30 protein-coding genes are annotated in these 25,999 nt (G+C 64.5%); 18 read left to right on the top strand and 12 right to left on the bottom strand.

The genetic code is table 11. The features are described 5' to 3' along the window. Positions 1-15: 15 nt before the first annotated feature. Entirely contained in the window at positions 16-1,221 is a 1,206-nt protein-coding gene (carA, locus tag RFN30_RS19150; RefSeq protein ID WP_320263642.1) for a glutamine-hydrolyzing carbamoyl-phosphate synthase small subunit, read from the bottom strand. A 270-nt stretch (positions 1,222-1,491) separates the two neighbouring features. Here carA and RFN30_RS19145 point away from each other — a divergent pair, with 270 nt between their 5' ends. The 3 genes from RFN30_RS19145 to RFN30_RS19135 all read left to right on the top strand — a co-directional run bounded on the left by RFN30_RS19145 (position 1,492) and on the right by RFN30_RS19135 (position 2,847). Then, on the top strand, positions 1,492-1,941 hold the full coding sequence (locus RFN30_RS19145) for a GatB/YqeY domain-containing protein (RefSeq protein ID WP_320263641.1): 450 nt from the start codon (positions 1,492-1,494) through the stop codon (positions 1,939-1,941). A 97-nt stretch (positions 1,942-2,038) separates the two neighbouring features. Beyond that, positions 2,039-2,437, top strand: a complete 399-nt coding sequence (locus RFN30_RS19140; RefSeq protein ID WP_320263640.1) for a PALP domain-containing protein — start codon at positions 2,039-2,041, stop codon at positions 2,435-2,437. A 122-nt stretch (positions 2,438-2,559) separates the two neighbouring features. Then, positions 2,560-2,847, top strand: a complete 288-nt coding sequence (locus RFN30_RS19135) for a hypothetical protein (RefSeq protein WP_320263639.1) — start codon at positions 2,560-2,562, stop codon at positions 2,845-2,847. 31 nt (positions 2,848-2,878) lie between these two features. On the opposite strand, the gene RFN30_RS19130 is transcribed toward RFN30_RS19135, so the two are convergent. Next, a complete protein-coding gene (locus RFN30_RS19130) occupies positions 2,879-3,883 on the bottom strand; it encodes a hypothetical protein (RefSeq protein WP_320263638.1) in 1,005 nt (334 codons plus the stop codon). A 114-nt stretch (positions 3,884-3,997) separates the two neighbouring features. Between RFN30_RS19130 and RFN30_RS19125 the strand changes: the two genes are divergently transcribed. Then, a complete protein-coding gene (locus RFN30_RS19125) occupies positions 3,998-4,555 on the top strand; it encodes a GNAT family N-acetyltransferase (protein ID WP_320263637.1) in 558 nt (185 codons plus the stop codon). Between the two features lie 31 nt (positions 4,556-4,586). Here the strand turns inward: RFN30_RS19125 and RFN30_RS19120 are convergent, their stop codons facing one another. After that, positions 4,587-4,973 carry a DUF983 domain-containing protein gene (locus RFN30_RS19120; RefSeq protein ID WP_320263636.1) on the bottom strand — a complete coding sequence of 129 codons (387 nt, stop codon included), beginning with the start codon at positions 4,971-4,973 and terminating at the stop codon, positions 4,587-4,589. A 113-nt stretch (positions 4,974-5,086) separates the two neighbouring features. Between RFN30_RS19120 and RFN30_RS19115 the strand changes: the two genes are divergently transcribed. Continuing rightward, the gene (locus RFN30_RS19115) at positions 5,087-6,463 is read left to right on the top strand and encodes an aminotransferase-like domain-containing protein (RefSeq protein ID WP_320263635.1); all 1,377 of its coding nucleotides are present in this window, start codon (positions 5,087-5,089) and stop codon (positions 6,461-6,463) included. Positions 6,464-6,494: 31 nt separating this feature from the next. Here the strand turns inward: RFN30_RS19115 and RFN30_RS19110 are convergent, their stop codons facing one another. The 3 genes from RFN30_RS19110 to RFN30_RS19100 form a co-directional block, all read right to left on the bottom strand. Next, positions 6,495-7,676, bottom strand: coding sequence for an MFS transporter (locus tag RFN30_RS19110; protein WP_320263634.1), 1,182 nt, complete (start codon positions 7,674-7,676; stop codon positions 6,495-6,497). Between the two features lie 81 nt (positions 7,677-7,757). Then, positions 7,758-8,015: a DUF2061 domain-containing protein gene (locus RFN30_RS19105; RefSeq protein WP_320263633.1), complete on the bottom strand. Its 258-nt coding sequence runs from the start codon at positions 8,013-8,015 to the stop codon at positions 7,758-7,760. 106 nt (positions 8,016-8,121) lie between these two features. Further along, on the bottom strand, positions 8,122-9,786 hold the full coding sequence (locus tag RFN30_RS19100; RefSeq protein WP_320263632.1) for a Na/Pi cotransporter family protein: 1,665 nt from the start codon (positions 9,784-9,786) through the stop codon (positions 8,122-8,124). A gap of 363 nt (positions 9,787-10,149) precedes the next feature. Between RFN30_RS19100 and RFN30_RS19095 the strand changes: the two genes are divergently transcribed. The 5 genes from RFN30_RS19095 to RFN30_RS19075 all read left to right on the top strand — a co-directional run bounded on the left by RFN30_RS19095 (position 10,150) and on the right by RFN30_RS19075 (position 15,932). Next, complete coding sequence (locus tag RFN30_RS19095; RefSeq protein WP_320263631.1) at positions 10,150-10,512, top strand: RcnB family protein; 363 nt, start codon at positions 10,150-10,152, stop codon at positions 10,510-10,512. A gap of 137 nt (positions 10,513-10,649) precedes the next feature. Continuing rightward, the gene (gene dnaG / locus RFN30_RS19090; protein WP_320263630.1) at positions 10,650-12,602 is read left to right on the top strand and encodes a DNA primase; all 1,953 of its coding nucleotides are present in this window, start codon (positions 10,650-10,652) and stop codon (positions 12,600-12,602) included. Between the two features lie 367 nt (positions 12,603-12,969). Next, a complete protein-coding gene (gene rpoD / locus RFN30_RS19085; protein ID WP_320263629.1) occupies positions 12,970-15,000 on the top strand; it encodes an RNA polymerase sigma factor RpoD in 2,031 nt (676 codons plus the stop codon). A gap of 195 nt (positions 15,001-15,195) precedes the next feature. Then, positions 15,196-15,489: a GYD domain-containing protein gene (locus RFN30_RS19080; protein WP_320263628.1), complete on the top strand. Its 294-nt coding sequence runs from the start codon at positions 15,196-15,198 to the stop codon at positions 15,487-15,489. A gap of 62 nt (positions 15,490-15,551) precedes the next feature. Next, entirely contained in the window at positions 15,552-15,932 is a 381-nt protein-coding gene (locus RFN30_RS19075) for a thiol-disulfide oxidoreductase DCC family protein (RefSeq protein ID WP_320263627.1), read from the top strand. A 68-nt stretch (positions 15,933-16,000) separates the two neighbouring features. Here the strand turns inward: RFN30_RS19075 and RFN30_RS19070 are convergent, their stop codons facing one another. Further along, entirely contained in the window at positions 16,001-16,258 is a 258-nt protein-coding gene (locus RFN30_RS19070) for a DUF2798 domain-containing protein (protein ID WP_320263626.1), read from the bottom strand. 265 nt (positions 16,259-16,523) lie between these two features. Here RFN30_RS19070 and RFN30_RS19065 point away from each other — a divergent pair, with 265 nt between their 5' ends. Together RFN30_RS19065 and RFN30_RS19060 are read left to right on the top strand one after the other, a co-directional pair. Then, complete coding sequence (locus tag RFN30_RS19065) at positions 16,524-17,195, top strand: PadR family transcriptional regulator (protein ID WP_320263625.1); 672 nt, start codon at positions 16,524-16,526, stop codon at positions 17,193-17,195. A gap of 182 nt (positions 17,196-17,377) precedes the next feature. Then, positions 17,378-17,671, top strand: a complete 294-nt coding sequence (locus RFN30_RS19060; protein WP_320263624.1) for an HlyU family transcriptional regulator — start codon at positions 17,378-17,380, stop codon at positions 17,669-17,671. A gap of 29 nt (positions 17,672-17,700) precedes the next feature. Here RFN30_RS19060 and kce read toward each other — a convergent pair whose 3' ends face one another. After that, on the bottom strand, positions 17,701-18,633 hold the full coding sequence (gene kce / locus RFN30_RS19055; protein WP_320263623.1) for a 3,5-dioxohexanoate:acetyl-CoA acetone transferase: 933 nt from the start codon (positions 18,631-18,633) through the stop codon (positions 17,701-17,703). Between kce and RFN30_RS19050 the strand changes: the two genes are divergently transcribed. Then, complete coding sequence (locus RFN30_RS19050) at positions 18,593-18,934, top strand: hypothetical protein (RefSeq protein ID WP_320263622.1); 342 nt, start codon at positions 18,593-18,595, stop codon at positions 18,932-18,934. The genes kce and RFN30_RS19050 overlap by 41 nt on opposite strands. A 55-nt stretch (positions 18,935-18,989) precedes the next feature. Here the strand turns inward: RFN30_RS19050 and RFN30_RS19045 are convergent, their stop codons facing one another. Beyond that, complete coding sequence (locus tag RFN30_RS19045) at positions 18,990-19,634, bottom strand: FMN-dependent NADH-azoreductase (protein WP_320263621.1); 645 nt, start codon at positions 19,632-19,634, stop codon at positions 18,990-18,992. A gap of 111 nt (positions 19,635-19,745) precedes the next feature. Between RFN30_RS19045 and RFN30_RS19040 the strand changes: the two genes are divergently transcribed. Beyond that, the gene (locus RFN30_RS19040) at positions 19,746-20,693 is read left to right on the top strand and encodes a LysR family transcriptional regulator (RefSeq protein WP_320263620.1); all 948 of its coding nucleotides are present in this window, start codon (positions 19,746-19,748) and stop codon (positions 20,691-20,693) included. A 170-nt stretch (positions 20,694-20,863) separates the two neighbouring features. Continuing rightward, on the top strand, positions 20,864-21,769 hold the full coding sequence (locus RFN30_RS19035; RefSeq protein WP_320263619.1) for an arginase family protein: 906 nt from the start codon (positions 20,864-20,866) through the stop codon (positions 21,767-21,769). A 2-nt stretch (positions 21,770-21,771) separates the two neighbouring features. Here RFN30_RS19035 and RFN30_RS19030 read toward each other — a convergent pair whose 3' ends face one another. Continuing rightward, a complete protein-coding gene (locus tag RFN30_RS19030) occupies positions 21,772-22,719 on the bottom strand; it encodes a S1C family serine protease (RefSeq protein WP_320263618.1) in 948 nt (315 codons plus the stop codon). A 228-nt stretch (positions 22,720-22,947) separates the two neighbouring features. On the opposite strand from RFN30_RS19030, the gene RFN30_RS19025 reads away from it, so the two are divergent. From RFN30_RS19025 to RFN30_RS19015, 3 genes are all read left to right on the top strand, one after another. Then, positions 22,948-23,820, top strand: coding sequence for a S1C family serine protease (locus RFN30_RS19025; RefSeq protein ID WP_320263617.1), 873 nt, complete (start codon positions 22,948-22,950; stop codon positions 23,818-23,820). 8 nt (positions 23,821-23,828) lie between these two features. After that, positions 23,829-24,470, top strand: coding sequence for a helix-turn-helix transcriptional regulator (locus RFN30_RS19020; RefSeq protein WP_320263616.1), 642 nt, complete (start codon positions 23,829-23,831; stop codon positions 24,468-24,470). Between the two features lie 117 nt (positions 24,471-24,587). Beyond that, positions 24,588-25,454, top strand: a complete 867-nt coding sequence (locus RFN30_RS19015; RefSeq protein WP_320263615.1) for an SDR family oxidoreductase — start codon at positions 24,588-24,590, stop codon at positions 25,452-25,454. Here RFN30_RS19015 and RFN30_RS19010 read toward each other — a convergent pair. Together RFN30_RS19010 and RFN30_RS19005 are read right to left on the bottom strand one after the other, a co-directional pair. After that, positions 25,451-25,744: a type II toxin-antitoxin system RelE/ParE family toxin gene (locus tag RFN30_RS19010; protein WP_320263614.1), complete on the bottom strand. Its 294-nt coding sequence runs from the start codon at positions 25,742-25,744 to the stop codon at positions 25,451-25,453. The two genes, RFN30_RS19015 and RFN30_RS19010, sit on opposite strands and share 4 nt — an antisense overlap. Beyond that, positions 25,741-25,977: a type II toxin-antitoxin system ParD family antitoxin gene (locus RFN30_RS19005; protein WP_320263613.1), complete on the bottom strand. Its 237-nt coding sequence runs from the start codon at positions 25,975-25,977 to the stop codon at positions 25,741-25,743. Before RFN30_RS19005 ends, RFN30_RS19010 begins: the two co-directional genes overlap by 4 nt. Positions 25,978-25,999 lie beyond the last annotated feature (22 nt).

Genomic DNA, 25,999 nt, shown 5'->3' with positions numbered 1-25,999 from the left:
GGCGTGTTCTGTTGGTCAGGCGCGTTCGGCCAGCGCCGGCTCGCCGCGCCGCTCGCGGATGAGATTGACGAAGCGGCGGAAGAGATAGTGCGAATCCTGCGGGCCGGGCGAGGCCTCGGGATGATGCTGGACCGAGAACACCGGACGGCCGGTCAAGGCGATGCCGCAATTCGATCCGTCGAAGAGCGACACATGGGTCTCCTCGACGCCTTCCGGCAGTGAGTCCGCGTCAACGGCGAAACCATGGTTCATCGAGACGATCTCGACCTTGCCGGTCGTGTGGTCCTTCACCGGATGGTTGGCGCCATGGTGGCCCTGATGCATCTTCTCGGTCCTGCCGCCGAGCGCCAGCGCCAGCATCTGGTGACCGAGGCAGATGCCGAACACGGGGATATCAGTCTTCAGGAGATCCTGGATGACCGGCACGGCATATTCGCCGGTCGCTTCCGGATCGCCCGGACCGTTGGAAAGGAAGATGCCGTCCGGCTGCATGGCCAGGATCTCTTCCGCGCCGGTCTTGGCCGGCACGACGGTGACCTTGGCGCCGAGGCCAGCGAGCAGGCGCAGGATGTTGCGCTTGACGCCGTAGTCGATCGCCACCACGTGCAGCGACGGCTCGCCCTGCTCGTCAAAACCCTTGTTCCAGGCCCAGGGCGTTTCGCGCCAGACCGAGGACTGGCCCGAGGTGACTTCCTTGGCGAGGTCGAGGCCGATCAGACCCGACCAGGCGGCCGCGCGGCGCTTCAGGTCGTCGAGGTCGAAGACGCCGTCGGGTGCGTGGGCGATAACGGCGTTGGGCATGCCTTTCTCGCGGATCAGCACTGTGAGAGCGCGAGTATCGATTCCGGAAAGCGCGACGATGCCGCGCTTCTTCAGCCACTGATCAAGATGACCGGCCGCCCGGTAGTTGGACGGGTCGGTGACATTGGCCTTGAAAATCGCGCCGACGGCACCTGCGCGCGCCGCAGGATTGAGGTCTTCGATATCCTCGCTGTTGGTGCCGACATTGCCGATATGCGGGAAGGTGAAGGTGACGATCTGGCCGGCATAGGAGGGATCGGTGAGGATTTCCTCGTAGCCGGTGAGCGCGGTGTTGAAGCAGACTTCTGCGACAGCCGATCCGGTGGCGCCGAGACCGCGGCCCTCGATCACCGTGCCGTCGGCAAGCACCAGAAGGGCGGTCGGCTTTTCGGTGGCCCAGGGGGCGGTGATCGTGGCCATGGCGGCACTCCTAGAGGCTGCTTCCAGATCATCCCGTTTGCGGGACGATCCGCGCAGCAAACAGCGCGCGGCGGCGAATTCGCGAGCCTGCGCGCAGCCAGATTTTCAGTTCATGCGAGGCTCAGTACATAGGGGAAGGCGCCAAAGCGGTCAATGACGCTTGCCGCGAACGGAATCGATTTATTTCGTCAAGCAATATCAATAGTTTGCCGAGATTTGCCTTGCGCGTCCGGCAAAGCTATTGTCCGCCGCGTTCGAAGGAGAAGCACGATGCGCGAGAAAATCGCCGAATCCATGAAGAGCGCGATGAAGGCGCAGGACAAGCACCGGCTGCCGACGCTCAGGCTGATCCAGGCCGCCATCCATGATCGCGATATCGCCAATCGCGGCGCCGGCAAGCCGGCGGCGAGCGAGGAGGAAATCCTGCAGATCCTCGCCAAGATGGTGAAGCAGCGCGAGGAATCGGCCAAGGCTTTCGAGGACGGCAAGCGGCCGGAACTGGCCGCTCAGGAGCGCGGCGAGATGGAGATCATCCGCGAGTTCCTGCCGACGCAGCTCGGCGATGCGGAAATCACGGCGGCAGCGCGGGAGGCGATCGCCGCGACAGGCGCGGCCAGCCAGAAGGACATGGGCAAGGTCATCGGCGCGCTCAAGCAGAAATATGCCGGCCAGATGGACTTCGCCAAGGCAAGCGCCATCGTCAAGGGCCTGCTGCAGTAGGAGGACTGCAGCAGGCATTCTTGCCGCACCCGCAGCGAGACCCATGTAAGGCGGGCACCCAAGCCCGCTTCAAGCCGCGTTGCGGCATTTCCCTGCCATGACGGAGGACGCGTTTTCTGATGGCCGAAGCACTGGCCGAAGGCGCCGAGACCGTCATGACGCGGGGCGCGACCCAATCAATCACGCGCGGCGGACCGCGGCCGCCGCCGCCAAGCTCGGCATGGCCTGCCACCTGTTGCTGGAGGACCGAACCGGCAAGACCGATTTCGACTACAAGGAAAACGGCAATGTGCTGCTCGACCGCCTCCACGGCGCGACGATCGAGCGCTGCCCGGCCAATCCCGACATGAACGGCGCGATGGAAAAAGCCGCTTCGCGCGCGAAATCGCCAACCGCATCTATTTCGCCGATCAAGGCGCCATCGTGGAACACGGCTCACCGGAGGAGATACCCGCGAGAGGCGCGGACGAAGGCATTTCTGGAGCAGGTGCTGTAGATCGTCGTTGCCCGTTCTTTCGCCGACGATGAGGCCCGTCCGATCCGGTCAGGGTGGCAGGAGGGCGGGTGAGTGCCTAGGTGAAGAGGCAGCGATCAGCCTGTCAAAGTGCGGAGGCGCACATGCGGATCAAGGTCGAAACCCGGCAAGACGGCGATATCGACGTGCCCCGGAGGTTCAGCCTCAACGGCGACCAGGTGGACGTTTTCGAGATGATCGACCAATGGTTTGGCGCCGATTACCGCTATTGCAAGGTCAAAGGCAGCGATGGCGCGCTCTACATCCTGCGGTACGACGAGCTCCGATCGGAATGGTGCCTGACGATGTTTGCGAGCGAACGGGCGCAGGCCGTAACGGCCGGATGGACCTCGCCGAGCCAAAGCGCCATCGTCAAGGGATCGCTTCAGTAGGGATTGCCGCTCCAGGCAGCCGCGTGAAATCTCACGGATCCTTGCAGATCGGCACCGGTTGCGGCGGCGGCAACGGGTGATCGTTCTTATATCGCGCGATGATCGGCTCCAGCTTCTTCTTCGGCCAGAATTTCGGCGAGCCGATCTCCTTCAGGCAGGATGCATTCCAGTACGGTCCGGTGCCTGACGCCTGTTGTCTGGCCGCCACGGAACGCGCTACTGCGGCAATGTCGCCCGACTCCGGATAGATGTAGAGCGTCGTCGGATTGTCCTTCACCATCGGGATGATCAGCTCGGCATCCGTCGGCGACCAGCTGGTGCAGCCATTGCTGCGGCCGCCGGCATAGTTCACCAGCTTGCCAAAGGGCACGTAGCCATCGTGGTCGGCGTATGAGCTGTTCGGGCTTTTGCGAAGGCACATTCCCCTCAGCAACGCTGCCGGATGCCCGCCGATCACGCGCTGCCTGGCGTTGGCGGCTTCGCCTTCGCCATCGAACTGCACGAAAGTGCGCATGAAAACCGCGTTCTGCTTCGCGCCGACGCGATAATAACCCTTGAACGACGTTTTGGCCTCGGCGGTCATGTAGGCGCCGCCGGCCGTCAGTTCCGAATCCATCGCGTTGCCGAAGTTCCTGGCGCAACGCCTGCCGTTGGAAAAATCCGCGACGCCCTTCAGGTTGCGGCCGCCGCCGTGGCCGGCCGAGACCGCGCGAAACGAGTGCTCGGCCTCGCAGATGATGTAATAGCGGCGCCCCAACACGCTGTTGCCCAAATCGCCGGGACGCGTCGCGTCCATGGCGAAGTAGCAGGGATTTTTCACGGAACCTTCGCTCACCTTCTTCAGGTAAAGCGCACGCGCTCGTTCCAGGACCACCTGAGCGATCTGACCGTCGCCTTCGCCGACATGGGCCTGCAGCCAGGCCGGAATGCTCGAGGACCGCAACGCCGCGAAAGATCGGGCCGACATCGTCAGCGCGACGGCAAAGGCGAGGAGGCAGAAAACAGCGACACCCAGCGGAACAGATCTCAACCGCACCGGATTATTTCCCCTCTCGAAGTGTTCCCAGTCTCTTGCGGTGAATCACCTGCGCCGATCATAAAAGGCCTGTTGCCAATCGGCGAAACACTTCTTGTTCAACCGGAATACGTCATGGTCGAAATCGTCAGGCCCGCGCTCGAACATCTGCCGTCCTACAAGGCGGCGCTGGAGCGCGGCTGGTCGCCGGACAATGTCCGGCTGTTGGAGGCGACGCGCGAGCAGCTCGCGGCCATCGCGGAAGATCCCGTCGCCTTTCTCGCCAGCCTGGACGATCCCGAAGCCAAGGGGCCGCGCATCGCCTTGCCGGACGGCACGACGGCGCCGCGCCTGCCTGGGTTCCGGCGCTGGATCTGGGACGGCGAGGTTGCCGGCTCGATCGGGCTTCGCTGGCAAAAGGGCACGTCGGCGCTGCCGCCGCACGTGCTCGGCCATATCGGCTATGCCGTTGTGCCGTGGAAGGCGGGGCGCGGCTACGCCACCGAGGCGCTGCGGCTGATGCTCGACGAGGCAAGGGCGGTGGGCCTCGACTATGTCGAGATCACCACGGACCTCGACAATCTTGCGTCCCAGAAGGTGGTGCTCGCCAATGGCGGCATTCTCGTCGGGCCGTTCGCCAAGATCGCCGCCTATGGCGGCGACGAGAGCCTCAAGTACCGGATCGACCTTTAGATCCGTTCACGAGCAACAGGGCCCGAAGCGCCTATTCGCCGGGCTTGGCCAGTCTTCCCTCCGCGGCCTTGTAGTAGAACTGGCTCGCGACGAGCCAGCCCTTGAGCGGCCTGAGTGGTGGAATGCAGGTCGCCAGAATTATGGGGATCGACACGAAGGCGTGGAACCACATGGACGGCTCGAAGGTCACTTGCGCCCAGACGGCGAACAGCACGGAAGGCACACAGGCAAAGCAGATGACGAAGAAGGCGGGGCCGTCCGCCGGGTCGGCAAAGGAATAGTCGAGCCCGCAGACATCGCATTTCGGCGCCAGCTTCAGAAAGCCTTCGAACAGCCGGCCTTCTCCGCAGCGCGGGCAGCGGCCACGGATACCGACCCGCCAAGGTTCGAGGTGGGGATAGTGCGCGTGATCTTGCATGGTTGTCGCTCCAGGGACCTCGTATGGCATTCGATCGGCCTTGAGGTCACACATACATACTAGTATCATGATTGTATGCATACAATGCGACAAAATGTATGGAGAACGACGGCATGAACGGCGAGAGTGACCTCGGCTGGCTTTCTCCCTTGGGGGAAGGCCCTCAGCCGATCTATCTCAGAATTGTCGACGCGCTTGCGGCTGCCCGCTCGAGCGGCCGACTGCAGCCGGGCGACAGGCTGCCGCCGCAGCGCGAACTTGCCCGCTTCCTTGGCGTGGATCTGACCACGGTTACCAGGGCCTTCACCGAGGCCCGCCGCAGGAACCTGATCGATGCAACGGCCGGTCGCGGCACCTTCGTCACGCCCGGCGAGCCGGAAGAGCCGATCCTAGATCTGAGCATGAACATTCCGCCGGCGCCGTTGGGCCTCAGCCTGCCGGTATTGATCCGGAGCGGCATCGAGGGACTGCTCAAACGTTCCAGCGCGGAAGCTCTGCTTTCCTACCATCCCGGTCCGGGCTCGCCCGCCGAACGCGCCGCCGGCTCGTCATGGCTTGCCGCAACCGGCGACAGGCTGCCGGTCGAGCGCGTGGCTGTCGGCTCGGGGGCGCAGGCGCTGCTTGCGGCCGTGCTGCTGTCGCAAACCCGCGAGGGCGACACCATCCTCAGCGACGCGCTGACATATCCCGGCCTGATCGCGCTGGCAGGAGCCACGGGGCGAAAGCTCGCCGCCGTCGGTCGTGACGATGACGGCATGCGTCCCGACCATTTGGAGGAAGCGGTGCGACGGCACGGCGCCCGCGTCCTCTATCTCAACCCGACGCTGCACAATCCGACCGCGCTCACCATGCCTGAGGGCCGGCGCCGGGAACTGGCAAGGATGGCGGGCAAGCTCGGCCTCATGATCGTCGAAGACGATCCCTACAGTCCACTGCAGACCTCCTCCCCGCCAGCCTTCCTCAGCCTGGCGCCGGAGCGAACCTTTCATGTCGCGACATTGGCGAAATGCGTTTCGCCTTTCCTGCGCACCGCCTTCCTTGCCGCGCCCAATGCTGAAGCCATCGAGCGGATTGCGGCGGCAATCCGGGGCACCACGATGATGGCGCCGCCGCTGATGACAGGTCTTGCCTGCGAATGGGTGCGAAGCGGCTTGGCCGGCGAGATCACGGCCGCGGTGCGTGCCGAAGCGGAGGCCAGGCAGAAGATCGCGCGCGAGATCCTGTCGGCAGGGTTCGCGCCGGCGGAATCGAGCCTGCATCTCTGGTATCCGCTTGGCGAGCGGCCGCGTTCTTCAGAGCTTGCCGATGTGGCCCGGCGCCGCGGATTGGCGATCAGTCCGGCCGAGGAGTTTTCTGTCGCGCCCGGCGTTGCCGACGGCCTGCGCCTGGCACTGGGCGCGGCATCCAGCCGGGAAAGGCTGGAGGAGGGGTTGCTCGGCTTGCGGTCGATCCTTTCCGGCGGCCCGGGATCTTCGCGCCCACAGGTCTGAGGCTCAAGCCGACAAAGCGGAGCGCGGCCTGTTATTCGGCCGCCGCCGGCAGCGGCGGCGTTGCGCGGCTGCGCCATTCCCAGGTCTGCGAGGCGAGCGCAACCACCACGGCCACCAGCATGGCGAGCGCTCCGGCGACCGGCAGGCTGCGATAGCCCAAACCGGCATTGAGCATCGCCGCACCCAGCGACGCTGCGAGCGCGATGCCGACGTTGAAGCCAGACGGGATGAGCGAGGAAGCCAGGTTCGAGGCGTCGGCGGTCCAGGCCAGGATGCGGGTCTGGATCGGTGCGCCGATGGCGAAGTTGAGGCCGCCCCAGATGACGATCGCGACGATCATCGGCACCGGGTAGGGGCTGACGGCATAGATAACGGCCAGCATGACCGCCTGCAGGAAGAGCATGGTGATCAGCGAGGGCATCAGCTTCCAGTCGGCGAGCTTGCCGCCCAGAAGAACGCCGATCGTGGCGCCGACGCCGTTGAGCAGCAGCACAAAGGGGATCAGGCTTTCGTCGAGGCCGGTGACTTCGAGCAGCGTCGGGGTGATGTAGGTGAACAGGCCAAACTGGCCGATCATCAGCATCAGCATCAGGATGAGCGAGGTCCAGACCTGCTGGCGGCCGAGCACGCGCACTTCGCGCGCAAGGCCGGCAGGCCGGTTGGCCGCGCCTGCCGCGCGCGGCAGCAGCGCCAGCATGGCGGCGATCGCGACGACACCCAGCGCGCACATTACCCAGAACGTCGCCCGCCAGCCCCAGAGGCCGCCGATTGAGGTGCCGGCCGGCACGCCGATGACATTGGAGACCGTCAGTCCCGAGAGGATGACCGCCACCGCCCGACCGCGCTGGTCGTCGCGCACCAGGCCGACCGCGACCACCATGGCAACGCCGAAATAGCAGCCATGCGCCACGGCGGTCGCAATGCGCAGCAGAAGCATCGAGGCGAAATCGGGGGCCAGCGCGCAGGCGGCCTGGCCAAGGGTGAAGGCGATCGTCAGCCCGATGAGAAGCGCCTTGCGCGAGACCCTGCTGGTGGCCAGCGCCAAAAGCGGACCGCCAATGGCGATGCCGCAGGCATAGCCGGAGACGAGATAGCCGGCGGTGGGCACGGAGACGCCGAGGCCTTCGGCCACCTCCGGCAGCACGCCGGCGATGACGAATTCAGTCGTGCCGAAAGCGAAGGCGGCAATGAACAGGGCAATGAGGGGCAGCATGGCGCGGAAAGCGATCCTGAATGAGCTGGCCTCAAACCATGGATGGACGCTGCGGGCAATGCAGAAATTGTCGACGCCGCTTTAGCTTTTCTTGACCGGATTTAGCTCTGCATCGGTAGCGGATGGCGAGGCCGACTTCTTGTCCAGGCCGTAAGGAATTTTCAGCCATGCTCGCTCATGAAGGTAAAAGAGCAGAGACTTGGTGACGACTTCAGTCCCGCCGATGGCTGCAGCGAGCTTGACGCTGCCGGTCACGACGAGCGAGATGATCATCGTATCGACCGTGCCGGTGGCGCGCCAGGAAAGCGCCTTGATGAAGCTGCGCGAATGGGTGTCCATCGACTAAATCATCCTCCCGTTGGCCTCAGCTGTTCCTTAGCCGACGTATGCAAAGATGAGCAAAGACTAATTTTGTCCGGGGGCGACGCGCCGTGTCGATCGATGCCTAGCTCGCCTTCAGCCGCGAGCTGCCGAGCAGGCCGCGCTCCTCCAGCACCGGGTAGGCCATGGAAGCAAGCAGTGAATTGATCTGCTTGAGGTCGCGGATGGTGTCGAGGTGGATCGAACTGGTCTCGACGCTCTTGGCCGTGCCGTCGCGCAGCCGCACGAAGTGGCTGGCGCTGGTCTCTTTCTCGCGCTCGCGCAACAAATCCTTCTCCAGCACCAGCTGGCGGGCTGTTTCGGGGTCGCGCGAGACGAGCACATTAAAGGCAAGCCGCGCATTGGCAAGCACCGAGGCATGGAAGGCGAAAAGCTCGCGCCAGCCCTCGGGCGTGAACTCAAGTCCGCGCTCCAGCTTTTTCCTGACATGCACCAGCATGTTGCGCACGATGATGTCGCCGACCTGCTCCAGCTTGACGCAGGCGCCGATCAGTTCCTGGCAGCGCAGCGCCTCGTCTTCGCTCAAGGGGTTCTTGGTGACCTTGGCCAGATAGAGCTTGATCGCCGCGTGCTTCTGGTCGACGCGGTCGTCGAGCGCGGCAAGCGCCTTGATCTTGTCGCTGTCGGCGCTCTCATAGAGCTCGATGATGCGCTTCAGCATGATCTCGACCGTCTCGCAGACCCGCACCACCTCGCGCGTAGCGTTGGCCAGCGCCTGACTCGGCGTGTCGAGCGCGCTCTCGTTCAGCGCGGAAAGCTCGACGACATCTAGCCTGGTCGCCGGCGCAGGCTTCACGCCCAAGGCGACGATCTTTTCGGACGCGCGGTAGACGAGGCCGGCGAGCGGCAGGCCGGCCAGCAGGATGATCACGTTGAACAGGATATGGGCGTTGACGATCTGGTCCGGCCCGGTCGCGCCGAGAAAGCCGACCGGCGGCTTCAGCGTCATGAACAGGATCAGCATGACCAGCGAACCCATGCCGCGCATCAGAAGGTTGCCGACGGGCACCACGCGCACGCCCGGATCGGCATTGCGGGTCAGCAGCGGCGCGATGATCGAGGAGCCGAGATTGACGCCGAGCACCAGCACGATGCCGAGTTCCGGAGGGATGAAACCGCGGCCGGCCAGCGTCACCAGCAACAGCACCGCGGCGATGGAGGAATGGAACAGCCAGGTGATCAGCGCGGCCAGCAGATAGGCGGTGACGAAGTCGCCGGAGAAATAGTTGACGATCATCGGCATCAGCGTGCTCTGGCGCAACGGTTCCGAGGCCTGGCCGATCATCTCCAGCGACAGCAGCAACAGCCCGATGCCGACCAGGATGCGGCCGAACTGGCGCCAGTCACGCCTCTCGGTGGCCATGAACATGAAGGTACCGGCGACGAGGCAGACCGGCACCAGGAGCGACAGGTCGAAGGTCAGCAGCTTGACCACCAGGGCGGAGCCGATCTCGGCGCCGCGCACGGCAAGCTGCCCGGCGGCGCCCGATACAATACCGGCGCCGGCGAAGGAGCCGACCAGGAGCGTGACGGCGGTGGAGCTTTGCAGGGCGATCGCGAGACCGCAACCGGCCAGCACCGCCATCAGCGGATTGCGCATGGTGGCGCGCAGCCTGTGGCGCAACACGTCGCCATAAGCGCGCTCGACGCCTGTCTTCACCATACGGGTGGCAAACAGCATCAGCGCCACCGCGCCGGCAAGGTGCAGAAGGACGACGGAACCGCTCATGCCTGGCCCCGCGACGAGGCAGCAAAGAAGCGGGAAAGGGCGCGAATCACAAGCATTTCAAGGGCCAAGAATAAAGCAAGTTACGTTAGCCGGATAATAAATTTTGCCCGATTTCGTCAACGTTCGGCACGCGACGGCGCGTGTCGGAAATGGATGGAAGGCATATTGGTTGCATGCCGAGCATGGAGCAGGCGGCAAATAGCGCGCGGGCGCCGGGCCGATGGCTGGCCCGTTTCGTTGAAATTGTTGAAGAAGCTAATATAAGCTTCGGAAATCATTACAGAATTGTAATCCGATCGTTCAGTTTCAGTTCATGCGGTTCCGATTATTTCCTAGCCTATCGACAACCAAGGAGCACCGACCATGAAGCGTCTCATACTTTCCGCCGTCACCGCCTCGATGCTGGCCGCCTCGGCCTTTTCCGGCCAGGCCGCGCCGCTCGTTCAGCCGAGCGCACCGCAGTCGAACTTGACCCAGGTCGACTGGCAGAGGCCGGGCCGGCATGTCGAGAAGCGTGTCGTGAAGAAAAAGGTCGTGGTGAAGCGCAGCCATTGGCGCAACGGCCAGAAATATTCGAACTGGAAGCGCCATCGGGCGGTGCGCGACTGGAACCGCTATGGCCTGCGTCGCCCCGGCCCTGGCCAGGAGTGGATCCGCGTCGGCAACGATTACCTTTTGGTCAGCATCGTCTCCGGCATCATCTTCGGCGCAATCGCCGCGCACTGATCCGGCAACGATCCGAACACCGGGAGGTCGGCCGAGCGGCCGCCTTCTTTTTGTCTGTGAAAAGCGGGTACGATCAACTTTAACGAGTCGTAGCGCCCGGGCGGCTCGATTATATGGAGGGCAAACGAGCTTTCCCGATGCGCTTTCCGCCCGCCTTCCTCGACGAGATCCGCGACCGCGTGCCGATTTCCTCGGTGATCGGCCAGCGCGTCAGCTGGGACAGGAAGAAGACCAACGCGTCGCGCGGCGACTATTGGGCCTGCTGCCCATTCCACGGCGAGAAGAGCCCGTCCTTCCACTGCGAGGATAAGAAGGGACGCTATCATTGTTTCGGCTGCTCGGTCTCGGGCGATCATTTCAAGTTCCTGACCGAGCTCGACGGCATGAGCTTTCCCGAGGCGGTCGAAAAGATCGCCGACATGGCCGGCGTGCCGATGCCGGTGCGCGACGCCGCGGAGGAGCGGCGCGAGAAGGAACGCGCCAGCCTGACCGACGTGATGGAGATGGCGACCGTCTTCTTCCAGGAGCGGCTGCAGGGACCGGAAGGTGCCAAGGCCCGCGCCTATCTGCGCGATCGCGGCCTGACGCCGGCGACGCAGCAGTCGTTCCGGCTCGGCTATGCGCCGGACAGCCGCAATGCGCTGAAGGAATACCTCGCCGCCAAGGGTGTGCCGAAGACCGACATCGAGGCCTGCGGGCTGGTGCGGCATGGCGACGACATTGCCGTCTCCTATGACTGGTTCCGCGACCGCATCATGTTTCCCATACCGGACTCGCGCGGCAAGATCATCGCCTTCGGCGGCCGGGCGCTGGCGCCGGACGCCTTGGCCAAATACATGAATTCGCCGGAGACGGAGCTCTTCCACAAGGGCAACGTGCTCTACAATTTCGCCCGAGCCCGCAAGGCGGTGGCGAAGGGCGGCACGGTGATTGCCGTCGAAGGCTACATGGACGTGATCGCGCTGGCGCAGGCCGGCTTCGAGAATGCCGTGGCGCCGCTCGGCACCGCGCTCACCGAAAACCAGCTCGAGCTTTTGTGGCGCATGGCCGGCGAGCCGGTGCTTTGCTTCGACGGCGACCAGGCCGGGCTGAAAGCGGCCTGGCGCGCCGCCGACCTGGCGCTGCCGGCGGTCCAGCCCGGACGCTCGGCGCGTTTCGCGCTGTTGCCGGAGGGCAAGGACCCCGACGACCTGGTCAAGGCCGACGGACCGGACGCATTTCGCGCCGTGCTTGCCGAGGCCAGGCCGCTCGCCGACCTGCTTTGGATGCGCGAGACGGCCGGCGGTGTCTTCGACACGCCAGAGCGGCGGGCGGAGCTCGAAAAGACGCTGCGCGAGATCACCAGCCGCATCCGCGACGAAAGCCTGCGCTACCACTACCAGCAGGAGATGCGCGAACGCGTCCTGAGCTTTTTCGGCTCGCAGCGCGGGGCGCGGCAAGCTCATCAGGGAGTCCGCCAGGATGGTCGGCCGGGCGAGCGCGGCAGAGGTTCGGCGCCAGGCGGGGCGTTTGGCCGGGGCGTGGCCGGCGCGCGCACCGCCATTACCGAAAGCCTTGGCCGCTCGGCGCTGGTCAAGCGGACGGGCGAGGCCATGTCGGTGCGCGAGGCGACGATCATCGTGGCGCTGATCAACCACCCGCCGCTGATCGACGAGAATTTCGCGCATGTCGAATTCCTCGACCTTGCCAACTCGGATCTCAGGCGACTGCACGCCGCGATCCTCGATGCCATGGCGCATGACACGGCCGACGACCGCGACGCGGTGATCGCCACGATCGAGCGCGCCGGATGCGGCGGCATCTGGGAGCGCGCGGTGGCGCTGATCAAGCGGGCGCGGCAGTGGCCGGCGCTCGAAACCGCCGGACTTGACGATGCCCGCGACGCCTTCAACCAGGCGCTGCACTTGCAGCGCAGCGCGCGCACCTTACATAGAGAGCTGAAACAGGCGCAGGCGGCGCTCGATGCAGACCCTTCGGATGAAAACTTCCGGCATCTCGTCGAGATTCAAGCGCAATTCAACGATGTACAGGCAACGGAAGCACTGATCGAAGGGTTCGGCGTTTCCTCGGGCAGGGCCGGGCGCGTTTAGGTCCGGACCGGCCCGAAAATGAAGTGGAAATACGCAGGCGCGTCGAATCGACGCCTCTAAGTCGGGTAATTGATTCGCTTTTTTCATGCGAATCATGCCAGAGGCGCTTGACCTTCTGGCAGATTGGCGGAATCAGGACGATTCGAAACGTTAACCATGCCCCGGCGGCGGCGGGAAAATTTGAGCGATGTGAGGTGCTGGTGACTGGACAGGCAAAAGGCCTGCCACAGATACCAGGGTTAATCTGGACTTAACGAGAGATGCGGTTACTGGCCCGGTAAGAAGCGTTCTGGTGCGAGCGCATCCGGTAGACCGGTTCCGGCAGCTTACGCGGCTTCGATGTACAGCCGCTTGGAGACGACAAAGAATGGCGACAAAGGAAAAGGAAGAGGTCGAGACCGAACGTGAAGGCGCCACCGATGGCCCTCTGCTCGACCTTTCCGATGATGCTGTCAAGAAGATGATCAAGGCCGCGAAGAAGCGCGGCTATGTGACCATGGACGAGCTGAACTCGGTGCTGCCTTCGGAGGAAGTGACCTCCGAGCAGATCGAGGACACGATGGCCATGCTCTCCGACATGGGCATCAACGTCGTCGAGGACGACGAGCAGGGCGAGGAGGCGGAAGGCGGCGACGCGGGCGCCGATACTGAGGAAGACGCCAACGAGCTTGCCGAGCAGACCGGCACCGCCGTCGCCACCACGACCACCAAGAAAGAGCCGACCGACCGCACGGACGATCCGGTGCGCATGTATCTGCGCGAGATGGGCTCGGTCGAGCTTCTGTCGCGCGAGGGCGAAATCGCGATCGCCAAGCGCATCGAGGCCGGCCGCGAGACGATGATCGCGGGCCTGTGCGAAAGCCCGCTGACCTTCCAGGCGATTATCATCTGGCGCGACGAGCTCAACGAATCGAAGATCCTGCTGCGCGAGATCATCGACCTCGAAGCGACCTATGCCGGCCCCGAGGCCAAGCAGGCGCCGGTCGTCGAACGCGTCGAGGACACGCCCAAGCCCGAGGAAAAGCCGCGCGGCCGCGCGGCGGCGCGCGACGAAGAGGACGACATCACCAATGTCGGCGGCGACACGCGCGGGCTGGAAGAAGAGGAAGACGACGAGGACGAGGCAAGCCTGTCACTCGCCGCGATGGAAGCGGAACTGCGCCCGCAGGTGATGGAGACGCTCGACGTCATCGCCGACACCTATAAGAAGCTGCGCAAGCTGCAGGACCAGCAGGTCGAGAACCGGCTGGCGGCTGCCGGCACGCTTTCGCCCAGCCAGGACCGCCGGCTGAAGGAGCTGAAGGACCAGCTTATCAAGGCGGTGAAGTCGCTGTCGCTCAACACCGCGCGCATCGAGGCGCTGGTCGAGCAGCTCTACGACATCAACAAGCGCCTGGTGCAGAACGAGGGCAAGCTGCTTCGGCTCGCCGAAAGCTACGGTGTGCGCCGCGAGGAGTTCCTCAGGGAATATCAGGGCTCGGAACTCGATCCGAACTGGACACGCTCGATCGCCAATCTGACCTCGCGCGGCTGGAAGGAATTCACCAAGAACGAGAAGGACACGATCAAGGAGCTGCGCGCCGAGATCCAGAGCCTCGCCACCGAGACGGCGATCTCGATCCTGGAATTCCGCAAGATCGTCAACCAGGTGCAGAAGGGCGAGCGCGAGGCCGCGATCGCCAAGAAGGAAATGGTCGAGGCGAACCTTCGCCTCGTCATCTCCATCGCCAAGAAATACACCAACCGCGGCCTGCAGTTCCTCGATCTGATCCAGGAAGGCAATATCGGCCTGATGAAGGCGGTCGACAAATTCGAGTACCGCCGCGGCTACAAGTTCTCGACCTACGCCACATGGTGGATCCGGCAGGCGATCACCCGCTCGATCGCCGACCAGGCGCGCACCATCCGCATTCCGGTGCATATGATCGAGACGATCAACAAGATCGTGCGCACCTCGCGCCAGATGCTGCACGAGATCGGCCGCGAGCCGACGCCGGAGGAACTGGCCGAGAAGCTCGCCATGCCGCTCGAAAAAGTGCGCAAGGTGCTGAAGATCGCCAAGGAGCCGATCTCGCTCGAAACCCCTGTGGGCGACGAGGAGGATTCGCATCTCGGCGACTTCATCGAGGACAAGATGGCGATCCTGCCGATCGACGCTGCGATCCAGGCCAATCTGCGCGAGACGACCACGCGCGTGCTCGCCTCGCTCACCCCGCGCGAGGAGCGCGTTCTGCGCATGCGCTTCGGCATCGGCATGAACACCGACCACACGCTGGAAGAGGTCGGCCAGCAGTTCTCGGTCACCCGCGAGCGTATCCGCCAGATCGAGGCCAAGGCGCTGCGCAAGCTCAAGCATCCGAGCCGTTCGCGCAAGCTCAGAAGCTTCCTCGACAGCTGATACGGAAAAATCCGACGAGCAAATCAAAAGGGTGCCTCTGGCGCCCTTTTTTGCGTTTGCAGCCATCTGTTGCCGCCTTGCCCGGGTCGCCCGACAGGAGGATAATTTTAGGGTCGGATGCATTTCTGGGCGACAGGCCGGATGCCCGCCCCGGCACATATGCCGTGCTCCGTGGCGCCGGAGGGAGGTGTTGCCATGACGACCTACATCATGCTCATCAACTGGACGGAACAGGGTGCCAAGAATGTGCGCGATTCGCCGAAGCGGCTCGATGCCGCCAAGAAGCAGCTGGGCGAGATGGGCGGCTCGTTCAAGGCGTTTTATCTCACCATGGGCGAGTGCGACATGGTGGCCGTGGTCGAGGCGCCCGACGATGCGGTGCTCGCCCGTTTCGCGCTGATGCTGTCGTCTGGCGGCAGTGTGCGGACGCGCACGCTGAAGGCCTTTCCGGAGTTCGCCTATCGCGAGATCATCAGCTCGCTAGGATAGGGCGCTGTTATCCGCACCGGCGTGGAGTTGCGGAGCGCGGCGGCGCGGCCGATAGTCTTGCTATGCCCGTGCCGCTCCTGACAGTCTGGTACAATACGCGCTGCCCGGTCTGCGACGCCGGCATCAGCCGCCAAAAGCGGCGGCTGATCGAGGCGGTCAAGGCGGGACGCGTCGAATTCCGCGACATCAATTTCGAGCCGGCCGCACTTTCCGCATTCGGCGCTTCGCTGGAGGACATCCGCCGCCGGCTGCATGCCACCGATGCCGAGGGCAGGCTGCTGGTCGGCGCCGACGTGGCGATCGCGGTCTGGCGCATGACGCCGGGCGAAAGCTGGCTGGCGGCGCTCTTCGGCAACCCGGTCGCGCTGCCGCTGACGCGCTTTGCCTATGACCGCTTCGCCGATCTTCTCTACGCCTGGAACCGCCGCAAGGGCCGCTGGTAGCCGGCGCTCTTCAACCAAGGAAAGCCCGGAAAAGCATGGAGCGCGCTCCATGCCCTTCCGGGCGTCGGTCACCTGGCCGCCGGCTCGCACAGCCAGCCGACGATGCGGCGCACCACGGGCAGCACCAGCAGCAAGGTCGGAAACGCCACCAGCCAGGACAGGCCCCAGGCGGTCAGCCAGATTACGGGCAGGTCGGGGTGAAGGCCGAGGCTCTTCAGCGTGGAGATGAAGGAGACGATGAAGGTCATCAAAAGCGACAGCACCAGCGGGCTGACGACAGAGGCATAGCGCGCAGGCAGCTTCCTGCGCCGATTTCTTCCAGTCATTAGGATTTTCCCGAAAGGTCGGTCCGTCGCATTGGCATCCTCTTGCCGGTTTTCGGCATATGCCCGGAAGGACCGGGGTGGATGCGTTGCTTGACGTCAGACGCTTACGGAGCGGTCGGCGACCCTCGAAGGCGTTCTAGCGGCTGGCTCTCGTGAAATCAATCCAGCTGCGGCACTTTCAGATACATCGTAAGATATATCTTGACTCCATGAAGGTCGCGACTTAATTAAGATATATCGTAAGACATAACTCAAGGAGCAATCCATGCACATACATAACCATTCCGGGCGCAGCCATTTCGGCGAGCGCATGTTCATGCACATGGCGGGCCGTTTCGGCGGCCGCGGCGGCGGCTTCGGGCCGTTCGGCCACGGCATGCGCGGCGGCGGCCGCGGCGGCCCGGGCGACATGTTCCGCGCCGGCCGCATGCTGGCCGACGGCGACCTCAAGCTGATCACGCTGTCGCTGCTGGCCGAGGCGCCGCGGCACGGCTACGACATCATCAAGGCGCTGGAGGAGCGCACCAGCGGCATCTACAGCCCGAGCCCGGGCGTGGTCTATCCGACGCTGACTTTCCTCGAGGAGGCCGGCTATGCCGTCTCGTCCAGCGAAGGCAACAAGAAGGTGTTCTCGATCACCGAGGCGGGCAGGGCGCATCTCGAGGAAAACCGCGAGATGATCGATCACGTGCTCGATCACCTGGAGCGTTTCGGCCGCAAGATGGCCAAGGCGCGCGACTGGTTCGGCTGGAGCGACGACAGCGAGGACGGCGGCCGGCGCGGTCGCCACGAAAAGCGCGACCGCTTCCGCGCGCTGCGCCACCGGCTGCGCGCCGCGCTCGGCGACATCGTCGATGCGAGCGAAGACAAGCAGGCCGAGGCGATCAGCATCCTGGAGGACGCCGCCGCGGCGCTCGAGGCGCTGTCGCGCCGCTAAGGACAACGGCTGGCTCCGAACGGCTATTGCCCGTTCGGCCAAGGGCCGCAAAAGCCTGATCTTTTCCGAACCGAAGGTCAGCGAAGCAAAAACCGCTGCACGGTTTTCCGGATCATGCTTAGTGAAAATCGTCCTGCAACACGCTATGTGATGCAGGACGAATGCCGTTGGAGGATACTGAAATGTCTTTTCTGAAACGTCTTTTCGGCGGCGGCGGTGGCGAGGCAACGGAGTTCGGAGGCGCGAAGCCGGCAAAGCAGGTCGAGCACAAGGGATTCCTCATCAGCGCCACGCCCTACAAAGCCGACGGCCAATACCAGACCTGCGGCGTCGTCTCCAAGGAAGTGGACGGCGTGATGAAGGAGCACCGTTTCATCCGCGCCGACCGTTTCGCCGGGCTTGACGACGCCGTCGACATCTCGATCAAGAAGGGCATCCAGCTCGTCGACGAGCAGGGCGAGAGGATGTTTGGGTAGCCGCCTCGCCGCGGTTCTCTTTGCGCCGATCAGAATGCGACCTTGTCGCCGCCCTTGAGCTGCAGGATCTGGCGCGCCTCGTCGGGTGTGGCGATCGAGGCGCCGAGGCCTTCGATGATCTGGCGGACCTTGGTCACCTGCTCGGCGCTCGAGCGGGCGAGCTTGCCCTTGCCGATCCATAGCGAGTCCTCCAGGCCGACCCGCACATTGCCGCCGAGTGCGATCGCCTGCGTGGCGATCGGCAGCTGATGGCGGCCGGCGCCCAGCACCGACCAGTGATAGTCGTTGCCGAACAGCCGGTCGGCGGTGCGCTTCATATGGGCGACGTCCTCCGGGTGCGTGCCGATGCCGCCCAGGATGCCGAACACGCTCTGGACGAAGAACGGCGCCTTCACCAGGCCGCGGTCGACGAAATGCGCGAGCGTATAGAGATGGCCGATGTCATAGCACTCGATCTCGAAGCGCGTGCCGTTGTCGGCGCAGGTGCGCAATATGTGCTCGATGTCACCGAAGGTGTTGCGGAAGATCCGATCGCGCGAGCTTTCGAGATAGGGCCGCTCCCAGTCGTGCTCGAAGGTCTTGAACCGCTCCAGCATCGGAAACAGCGCGAAATTCATCGACCCCATGTTGAGCGAAGCGACCTCGGGTGCGAAAACCTTCGCCGGCTTGACCCGTTCTTCCACGCTCATGGTCGCGGCACCGCCGGTGGTGATGTTGATGACGCAGTTGGAGCGCTGCTTGATGACCTGCAGGAAGGGCGCGAACGCCTCCGTCGACTGGTCGGGACGCCCGTCGACCGGATTGCGGGCATGAAGGTGGACGATCGCAGCGCCGGCCTCGGCCGCCTCGATGGCCGCGGTCGCGATCTCTTCCGCCGTCACCGGCAGATGCGGCGACATTGACGGGGTGTGGATCGAGCCCGTGACCGCGCAGGTGATGATGATCTTGTTCTGGTTCGCCACTTTTGATGCCCTGATCTCTTCGCAATTTGACGACGCCCCGGGTGATGCCGGAAAGAGCTGCTTCGACAGCACGACACAGAGCAGCGTAGTCGGCGGCGCCGCCGGTGTCAGCCCGGTGAACAGCACCTGTGGGTGCTGCTTCGCCGACGAACACGGCCAGCCCTTGCGGCAGTGTCTTCAAATTGTCGGAGGTGATCAGGACCAGGCGGGAAGAAAAAGTCGTTCCAGATCGGCACCGCGTTCAGGATCGCCACGATCATGCGGCGGCGGTTTTGCCGCTTCGGAGCGTTTAACCGGCTGACATGCAAAAAGGCAGGCGCTGGTTGCGCCTGCCTTTTCAGTTTTCAGGGCAGGGGTTACGCGGCGATCGCGACCTGATCGGCATTGGCGGCCGCGGCAGCGATGGCGTCGACCTTGGCGGTCGCCTTGGCGAGCGCGGCGGTGACAGCGTCGGCGCCCATGCCGACGCCCTCGACGCGGATGACCTCGACGTCGGTCATGCCCAGGAAGCCAAGCACGCTGCGCAGATAGGGAATGGCGTGATCCATCTGCACCGCGGCGCCTTCAGAGTAGATGCCGCCGGAAGCGAGGACGATATAGACCTTCTTACCGGTGACGAGGCCCTTCGGACCGTTCTCGCCGTAGGCAAAGGTCCTGCCCGAGCGGGCGACGTGGTCGATCCACGACTTCAACGTCGAGGAGATGTTGAAGTTGATGAAGCCGGTGGCGAGGATGATCGTGTCGGCCGCGAACACTTCGTCGAGCACCGCATCGGAGACGCCGACCACCTCGGCCTGGCGCTGGCTGCGCGCCTCGGCGGGCGTGTAGATGCCGGTCGCATAATCGGGGTCGATATGCGGCAGCGGATTGGCGACGAGATCGTGCACGACAAGCTTGGCCGACGGGTCGGCGGCAAGCAGCTTCTGGGCCAGATCGGTGGCGACGCGGGTCGAGTGCGAAGCAGCGCCGCGCGGGCTCGAGGTAACAAGCAGAATAGACATGGCGGTGTCCCCTTGGGGTTGGATTGAACTTTCCCCGGCAATATGGGATTGCCGGCCTATCTGGAAAACCGGTATAATTTGCATGGTATCCATCTAGAATATGGATTGATCATGCAACCAAATCCGACGCTCGACCAATTGCAGATCCTGGTGGCGGTGGCCGACACCGGCAGCTTCTCGGCCGCGGGGCGCAAGCTCAACCGGGCGCAGTCGGTGGTGAGCTACGGCATTGCCAATCTCGAAGCGCAGCTCGGCCTGAAACTGTTCGAGCGCGAAGGGATGCGCGAGCCGCAGCTGACCGATGTCGGCAAGGCCATGCTGGAGGACGCGCGGCGCATGATCGGCGTCCTGCAGCGCATCCGCTCGCGCGCCGACGGCTACCGGCAGGGACTGGAGGCGGAAGTGACCGTGTCGGTCGACGTGGCGCTGCCTTCGCCGGCGCTCGTTCGGGTCCTCAAGGCCTTCGAGTCACAATTCCCGGCGGTGATGCTGCGGCTCTATATCGGCTCGCTCGGCCTGATCGTCGATCAGGTCGTCAATGGCCTATCGGATCTCGGCTTTGGCGGGTTGATAGGCGAAGCCGATGTCAATCTGCTGCGCATCGGCTTCACCTCGATGGTGCCGGCGGCGGCACCTGACCACCCACTGGCGAAACTGCCGAAACCTGTTGCGGTCGAGGATCTGCGCGAGCATATCCAGCTCGTCGTCTCCGATCAGTCGGAGCGGACGCGCGGACGTGACTATGGCGTCTTTGCCTATCGCACCTGGCGATTGACGGATGTGCGCACCAAGCACGCCTTGATGCGCGAGGGGCTTGGCTGGGGCGGCCTGCCACGCTGGCTGATTGCCGACGATCTCGCCAGCGGCCGGCTGGTCGAGCTCGATCTCGAGCCTTATCGCGAGGTGCGCTCGCCGCTCTATGCCATGCACCGCAATGACCGCAGTCCCAAGCCGGCAGCGTCCTGGCTGATCGACGAATTCAAACGTCAGCTCGGCTGTTTCAACGAGATGGAGCCGGGCGTCTGGACGGAAGAGGGGCCGGAGACAAACCGTCCATGAGCGCCAGCAGGGCGGCGCAGAGTGAAGAGTTCCTGGCACAATATGCCGACGGCGCGGCGGGAGCCTGAGCTTCCCGTTGGCAGCAGATGTCTGCATTGGCTCCGGCTATATGGTCGGCACCCTTCGCGGCGACCTATGCTGCAGAGAGTGTTGAACCGGGATTCTGTCGCATGCGTGACATCCGCCTTATTCGTGCCCCCTCCAATCTCGGTCTGCGACCCTTGCGGCCGGGTCACGTGCCCGGCACATGGCGCGGGCCCGAGGCTCTGGCCGGGCTGGTCGAAGCCCTGGCGCCAGTCGCCGTCGTCGATCTCGAGCGACCGGCCTACAGCGCCGAAGCGGAGCCCGGCACCCGGCTGCGCAACGGCAATGCGATCCGCCGTTTCAAGCTCGAACTGGCGGATGTTGTCGCCAAAGCGATCGGGCGAGGCGAGTGGCCGCTGGTCATCGGCGGCGATTGCTCGCTGCTGCTGGGCGCGTTGGCGGCTGCGAGGCGATCGGGTCCCGTCGCGCTGGTGCATGCCGACGGCCATAGCGACTTCCGCCATCCCGGCAACTACGATGTCAATGCCATGCTCGGCTCTGCCGCCGGCATGGATCTGGCTCTGGCCACCGGGCGCGGCGAGGCGCTGCTCACCGAATGGCCGGGCATTGCCGGTCCGCTCGTCGCGGACGAGGCCGTGGTGCAGATCGGCGAGCGCAACAGCCGCGATCCCGACTTTGCCTGGGCCGACATCAATGCGACCCCGATCACGCGCATCGATGTCTTCACGGCCCGGGAAATGGGCGCGGTAGCGGTGTTGGAGAAGACGAGCGCAGCCTTGGCGCGTGCCGATTGCCCCTGCTGGCTGCATCTCGATGTCGACGTGCTCGACCAGACGGTGATGCCGGCCGTGGATTCGCCGGGCAGTCCCGGCATCGATCCCGATGATCTCGTGGCCATGCTGTCGCCGTTGGCGGTGGACCGGCGCTGCATCGGCATGGACATGACGATCTTCGACCCGGACCTCGACCCGACTGGCGAACTGGCAAGAAGGCTGGTGTCGCTGCTCGGTCGGATCGTCAGGCCTGCATAAGCTCAGCTCCGCGCCACCGGCGTCACCACCATCTGGCTCACCCCGGTGCGGCGCACGACGGTGCAGAGCGTCTCGCGGCCGATGCGTTCGGCATCCAGCATGCGCACGAGGTCGTCGACGCCGGTGACCGGCCGGCCGTCGATGGCGGCGATGATGTCGCCTTCGCGCAGGCCGGCCCTCGCGGCGGGACCATTCTTCTCGACGCTGCGCAGGCGCACCGCCGTGTTCGTGGTCACCTGCGACAAGAGTGCCGCGCGGCGCGGCAGGTTGGTGGTGTCGGCAGAGACGCCGATGAAGGCGCGGCGCACGCGGCCGAAGCGGATGATCTCGGAGATGACGAAGTTGGCGGTGTTGGAGGCGACCGCGAAGGCGATGCCCTGCGCGCCGTGGATCATGGCCGTATTGACGCCGATCACCTCGCCGGCCGACGACACCAGCGGTCCGCCGGAATTGCCGGGATTGAGGGCTGCATCCGTCTGGATGACGTCGTCGATCAGCCGGCCGGTCGAGGCGCGCATCGAACGGCCGAGCGCGGAGACGACGCCGGCGGTGACCGTCCATTCGAAGCCGAGCGGATTGCCGATGGCGATCGCGATCTGTCCGCGGCGCAGACGCTTGGAATCGCCGAGCGGCGCGACATCGGCAAAACTGCCGTCGGCGCGTACCAGCGCGATGTCGGTATCGGGATCGCGGCCAAGCACGCGGCCGTCGCGCGCCGCGCCGTCGGGCATAGTGACACGCACGGCACGCGCATCGCCGACGACATGGAAGTTGGTGACGACCAGTCCGTCCTGCGCGATGACGAAACCGGAGCCATGACCGCCGGCGCCGCCGATGCGCTCAATGCGGCAGACGGCCGGGCCGATGCGATCGACCGCGTCGGCGACCGTCGCCGAATAGGCGTCGAGCAAAGCGTCATCGGATTGGAGTTTTTCGGCAGCGAAGGCCATCGGCGGGGCTCTCATGTGATCTGGCGAAACGACTTTTTTCCTGTGTGCGTGTCGTTGCCCCAAAACCGCGCGGCACTTTTGGGCGACACGCACTATATGTGCGGAGCGGCCTCAGGCGCCGCGACCTGACCACATGGCCAGTCCGGCCGCCGACTAGCCGTCAGGCGAGTATCCGCGGGCGCGCCATGGAGCGATATCTGGGTCACAGAAACCCAGGAGATGATCGATATGAGCGACTTCAACCTCAGTGCCTTTTCCGATGCCATTGCCGATGTCGCGGCGACCGCCGCGCCGGCGCTGGCGAGCTTTGCCACCCATCACCACCGCACAGCGAGCGCCTTCCATTGGCGCGATGGCTTTTTTGTCACCGCCGAGGAAGCGGTCGAGGCCGGAGAGGAGATCGAGCTGACGCTGGCCTCGGGCGAAACCGTGAAGGCCGAGCTTGTCGGCCGCGACCCTTCGACGGGCGTTGCGCTGCTGAAGCCGGCTTCCGCCGCCGGTTTGCCGCAACTGGCTGAGGCCGCCGCCGTGCGTCCCGGCCATGTGGCGATCGCCGTCGGCAACAGCGAAGGGGCAGCACTTGCGGTGTTCGGCACGGTCGGCGAGGTCGGGCCTGCCTGGCGCTCGATGCGCGGCGGCACAATCGACCGGCGCATCAATCTCGCCATCAACACCGGCGGCCGCTTCGAGGGCGGTCCGGTGCTCGATGCCAAGGGCGGCCTGATCGGCATGCTGCTGTTCGGGCCGCGCCGGCGGGCACTCGTCATGCCTTACGAGACGATCGAGCGGGCGGTGGCGACGCTGCGCGAGAAAGGCCATGTCGCGCGCGGCTATCTCGGTGCCGGGCTGCACCCGATCCGCAATGGCGACATGCATGGCGCCATGGTGATGAGCCTCGACGACAGCGGTCCGGCAAAAGCCGCCGGACTGCATGTCGGCGACATCATCGTTGCCTGGAACGGCGAAGCGGTGCGCGGACCACGCGAGCTGATCCGCAGGCTTGGGCCGGACAGCGCCGGCACGGCCGTGACGCTCGGCATCCTGAGCGGCGGCGCTGAGCGCGACGTCTCGATCACCATCGGCGAGAAGCCGCTGAGCTGAGAGGGTCCATGGCAACCAGCGCAGCGCAGACGATCGCGAGACCGGAGCCGGTAAGCCACCGGCTGACGGTGCTGATCGCGCTCGGCGACGCTGAGCGCGCCGAGCAACTGGCCGACGCGCTTGCGGCGAGCGACGATCTGCTGCCGGTGCTTGCCGGAAGCAGCGTGGGTCAAACGGCGGACGTCGCCCTGGTCGACGAGGCTGCCTTGGAAAGCCGGGCCGTGAGCCCGGCAACGCCATGCGTGCTGCTGTCGCGGCGCGCCGGCCACGAACGGTCGGCCGGCAATGTGCTTGCGACGCTGCCTGCCTCCGCCGACGGCCTGCTGATCGCCGCAGCCTTGCGGTTGGCGGCATCCGGCTATCGCATCAGCAGGGCAGGGCCGTCAGAGGCTCATGGCGATTTCCACGGCGAACTTTCCGAGGACGAGGCCCCTGACGACAACCAGCCTCGCGCGGCGCTGTCGCCGCGCGAGGCCGAAGTGCTGGCGCTGCTGGCGGAAGGCGCTCCCAACAAGGTGATTGCCCGGCGGCTGAACATTTCGGTGCACACGGCGAAATTTCATGTCGCCGCGATCCTGATCAAGCTTGGCGCCGCCAACCGCACCGATGCCATCGCCATTGCGATGCGACAGGGGCTGGTGTTGGTCTAGCTTCGCAGCATCCCTGTTTTCGGGACGACGCAGCGTAATCTCGTTCTGGCGCCTAAGGCCTTGCGCCACGCCCATCCCCCGCGCAAGTTGCCTCCCGCATGAAGAGGGAGGCGAAGGATGTCGCTCAAGGGAAAGACGCTGTTCATCTCGGGCGGGTCGCGCGGTATCGGACTGGCAATCGCGCTGCGCGCGGCGCGCGACGGCGCCAATGTGACGATCGCCGCCAAGACCGCCGAGCCGCACCCCAAGCTGCCGGGCACGATCTACACCGCGGCCGAGGAGATCGAGCAGGCCGGCGGCAAGGCGCTGCCGGTGCTCTGCGATATCCGCGACGAAGCCCAGGTCGCCGATGCGGTGGCAAAGACTGTCGAGCGGTTTGGCGGCATCGACATCTGCGTCAACAATGCCAGCGCCATCCAGCTTACCGGCACGCTGGAGACCGACATGAAGCGCTACGATCTGATGCACCAGATCAACACGCGCGGCACCTTCCTGGTCTCCAAAATGTGCATTCCCCACCTGAAGTTGGCAAAGAATCCTCACATCCTGAATCTGGCGCCGCCGCTCGACATGAAGGCCAAATGGTTCAAGAACCACGTCGCCTATACGATGGCCAAGTTCGGCATGTCGATGTGCACGCTGGGCATGAGCGCCGAGTTCGCCAAGGACGGTATCGCGGTGAATTCGCTGTGGCCGATCTCGACCATCGACACGGCGGCCGTGCGCAATCTCTTGGGCGGCGCGACGGTGGCGGCGATGAGCCGCTCGCCCGACATCATGGCCGACGCCGCGCATGCGATCTTCATGCGCCCGTCGCGCGAAGCGACAGGCAATTTCTACATCGACGAGGAGGTGCTGAGTGCCGAAGGCGTCACGGACTTTTCGGTCTATGCGCCTGGGGCCAAAGGATCGCTTGCCGGCGATTTCTTCGTGCCGGACGAAGTGTTCGCCAATTCGGAAACGAAGATAACGCGGACGTTCTAAAGGTGTTTTGGATAGTCCATTTGTTGATGCAAAATACGCACAACGTCAATGGATTGCTCGTTCATCCGCAGATACACCACGTGAGAGCCGACAGCATATTTCAGCAGGCCAGGTCTGACATCCGAGGCGTTTCGCGCTATTGCCGGAAACTCGTCTATCAGGGTGAGAACAGAATGGATCGAGCGGACGTAGGCCTCGGCCCGCTCTGCGCCCCATCGGTCCAGTGAGTAATTCCAGATGCCGTCAAAGTCTGCTTTCGCCTTCGGCGAGAATCGGACCTCTCGTTTCATCCACGGGTCTTAGACTTGAGGAACGCCTCGATGTCGAATGGCTCGGGACTGCCCGACATATCTCCTTCGTCGATAGCGGCGCGGAGCTGCTCGAGCTTCAGTTCTTGCTCTTCGAGGAGGCGAAGGCCTGCGCGGACAGCTTCACTCGCAGAGCCAAAGCGGCCGTTTTCAACCTGCCGCCGGATGAAAGCGTCATACTGATCGCCAAGGGTAACGGACGTGTTTTTGGGCACGGCTAAAGCTCCAATACCAATA

The sequence above is a fragment of the Mesorhizobium dulcispinae genome, assembly GCF_033977345.1.
Lineage (GTDB): Bacteria > Pseudomonadota > Alphaproteobacteria > Rhizobiales > Rhizobiaceae > Mesorhizobium > Mesorhizobium dulcispinae.
This window is presented reverse-complemented; position numbering and strand designations above follow the sequence as displayed.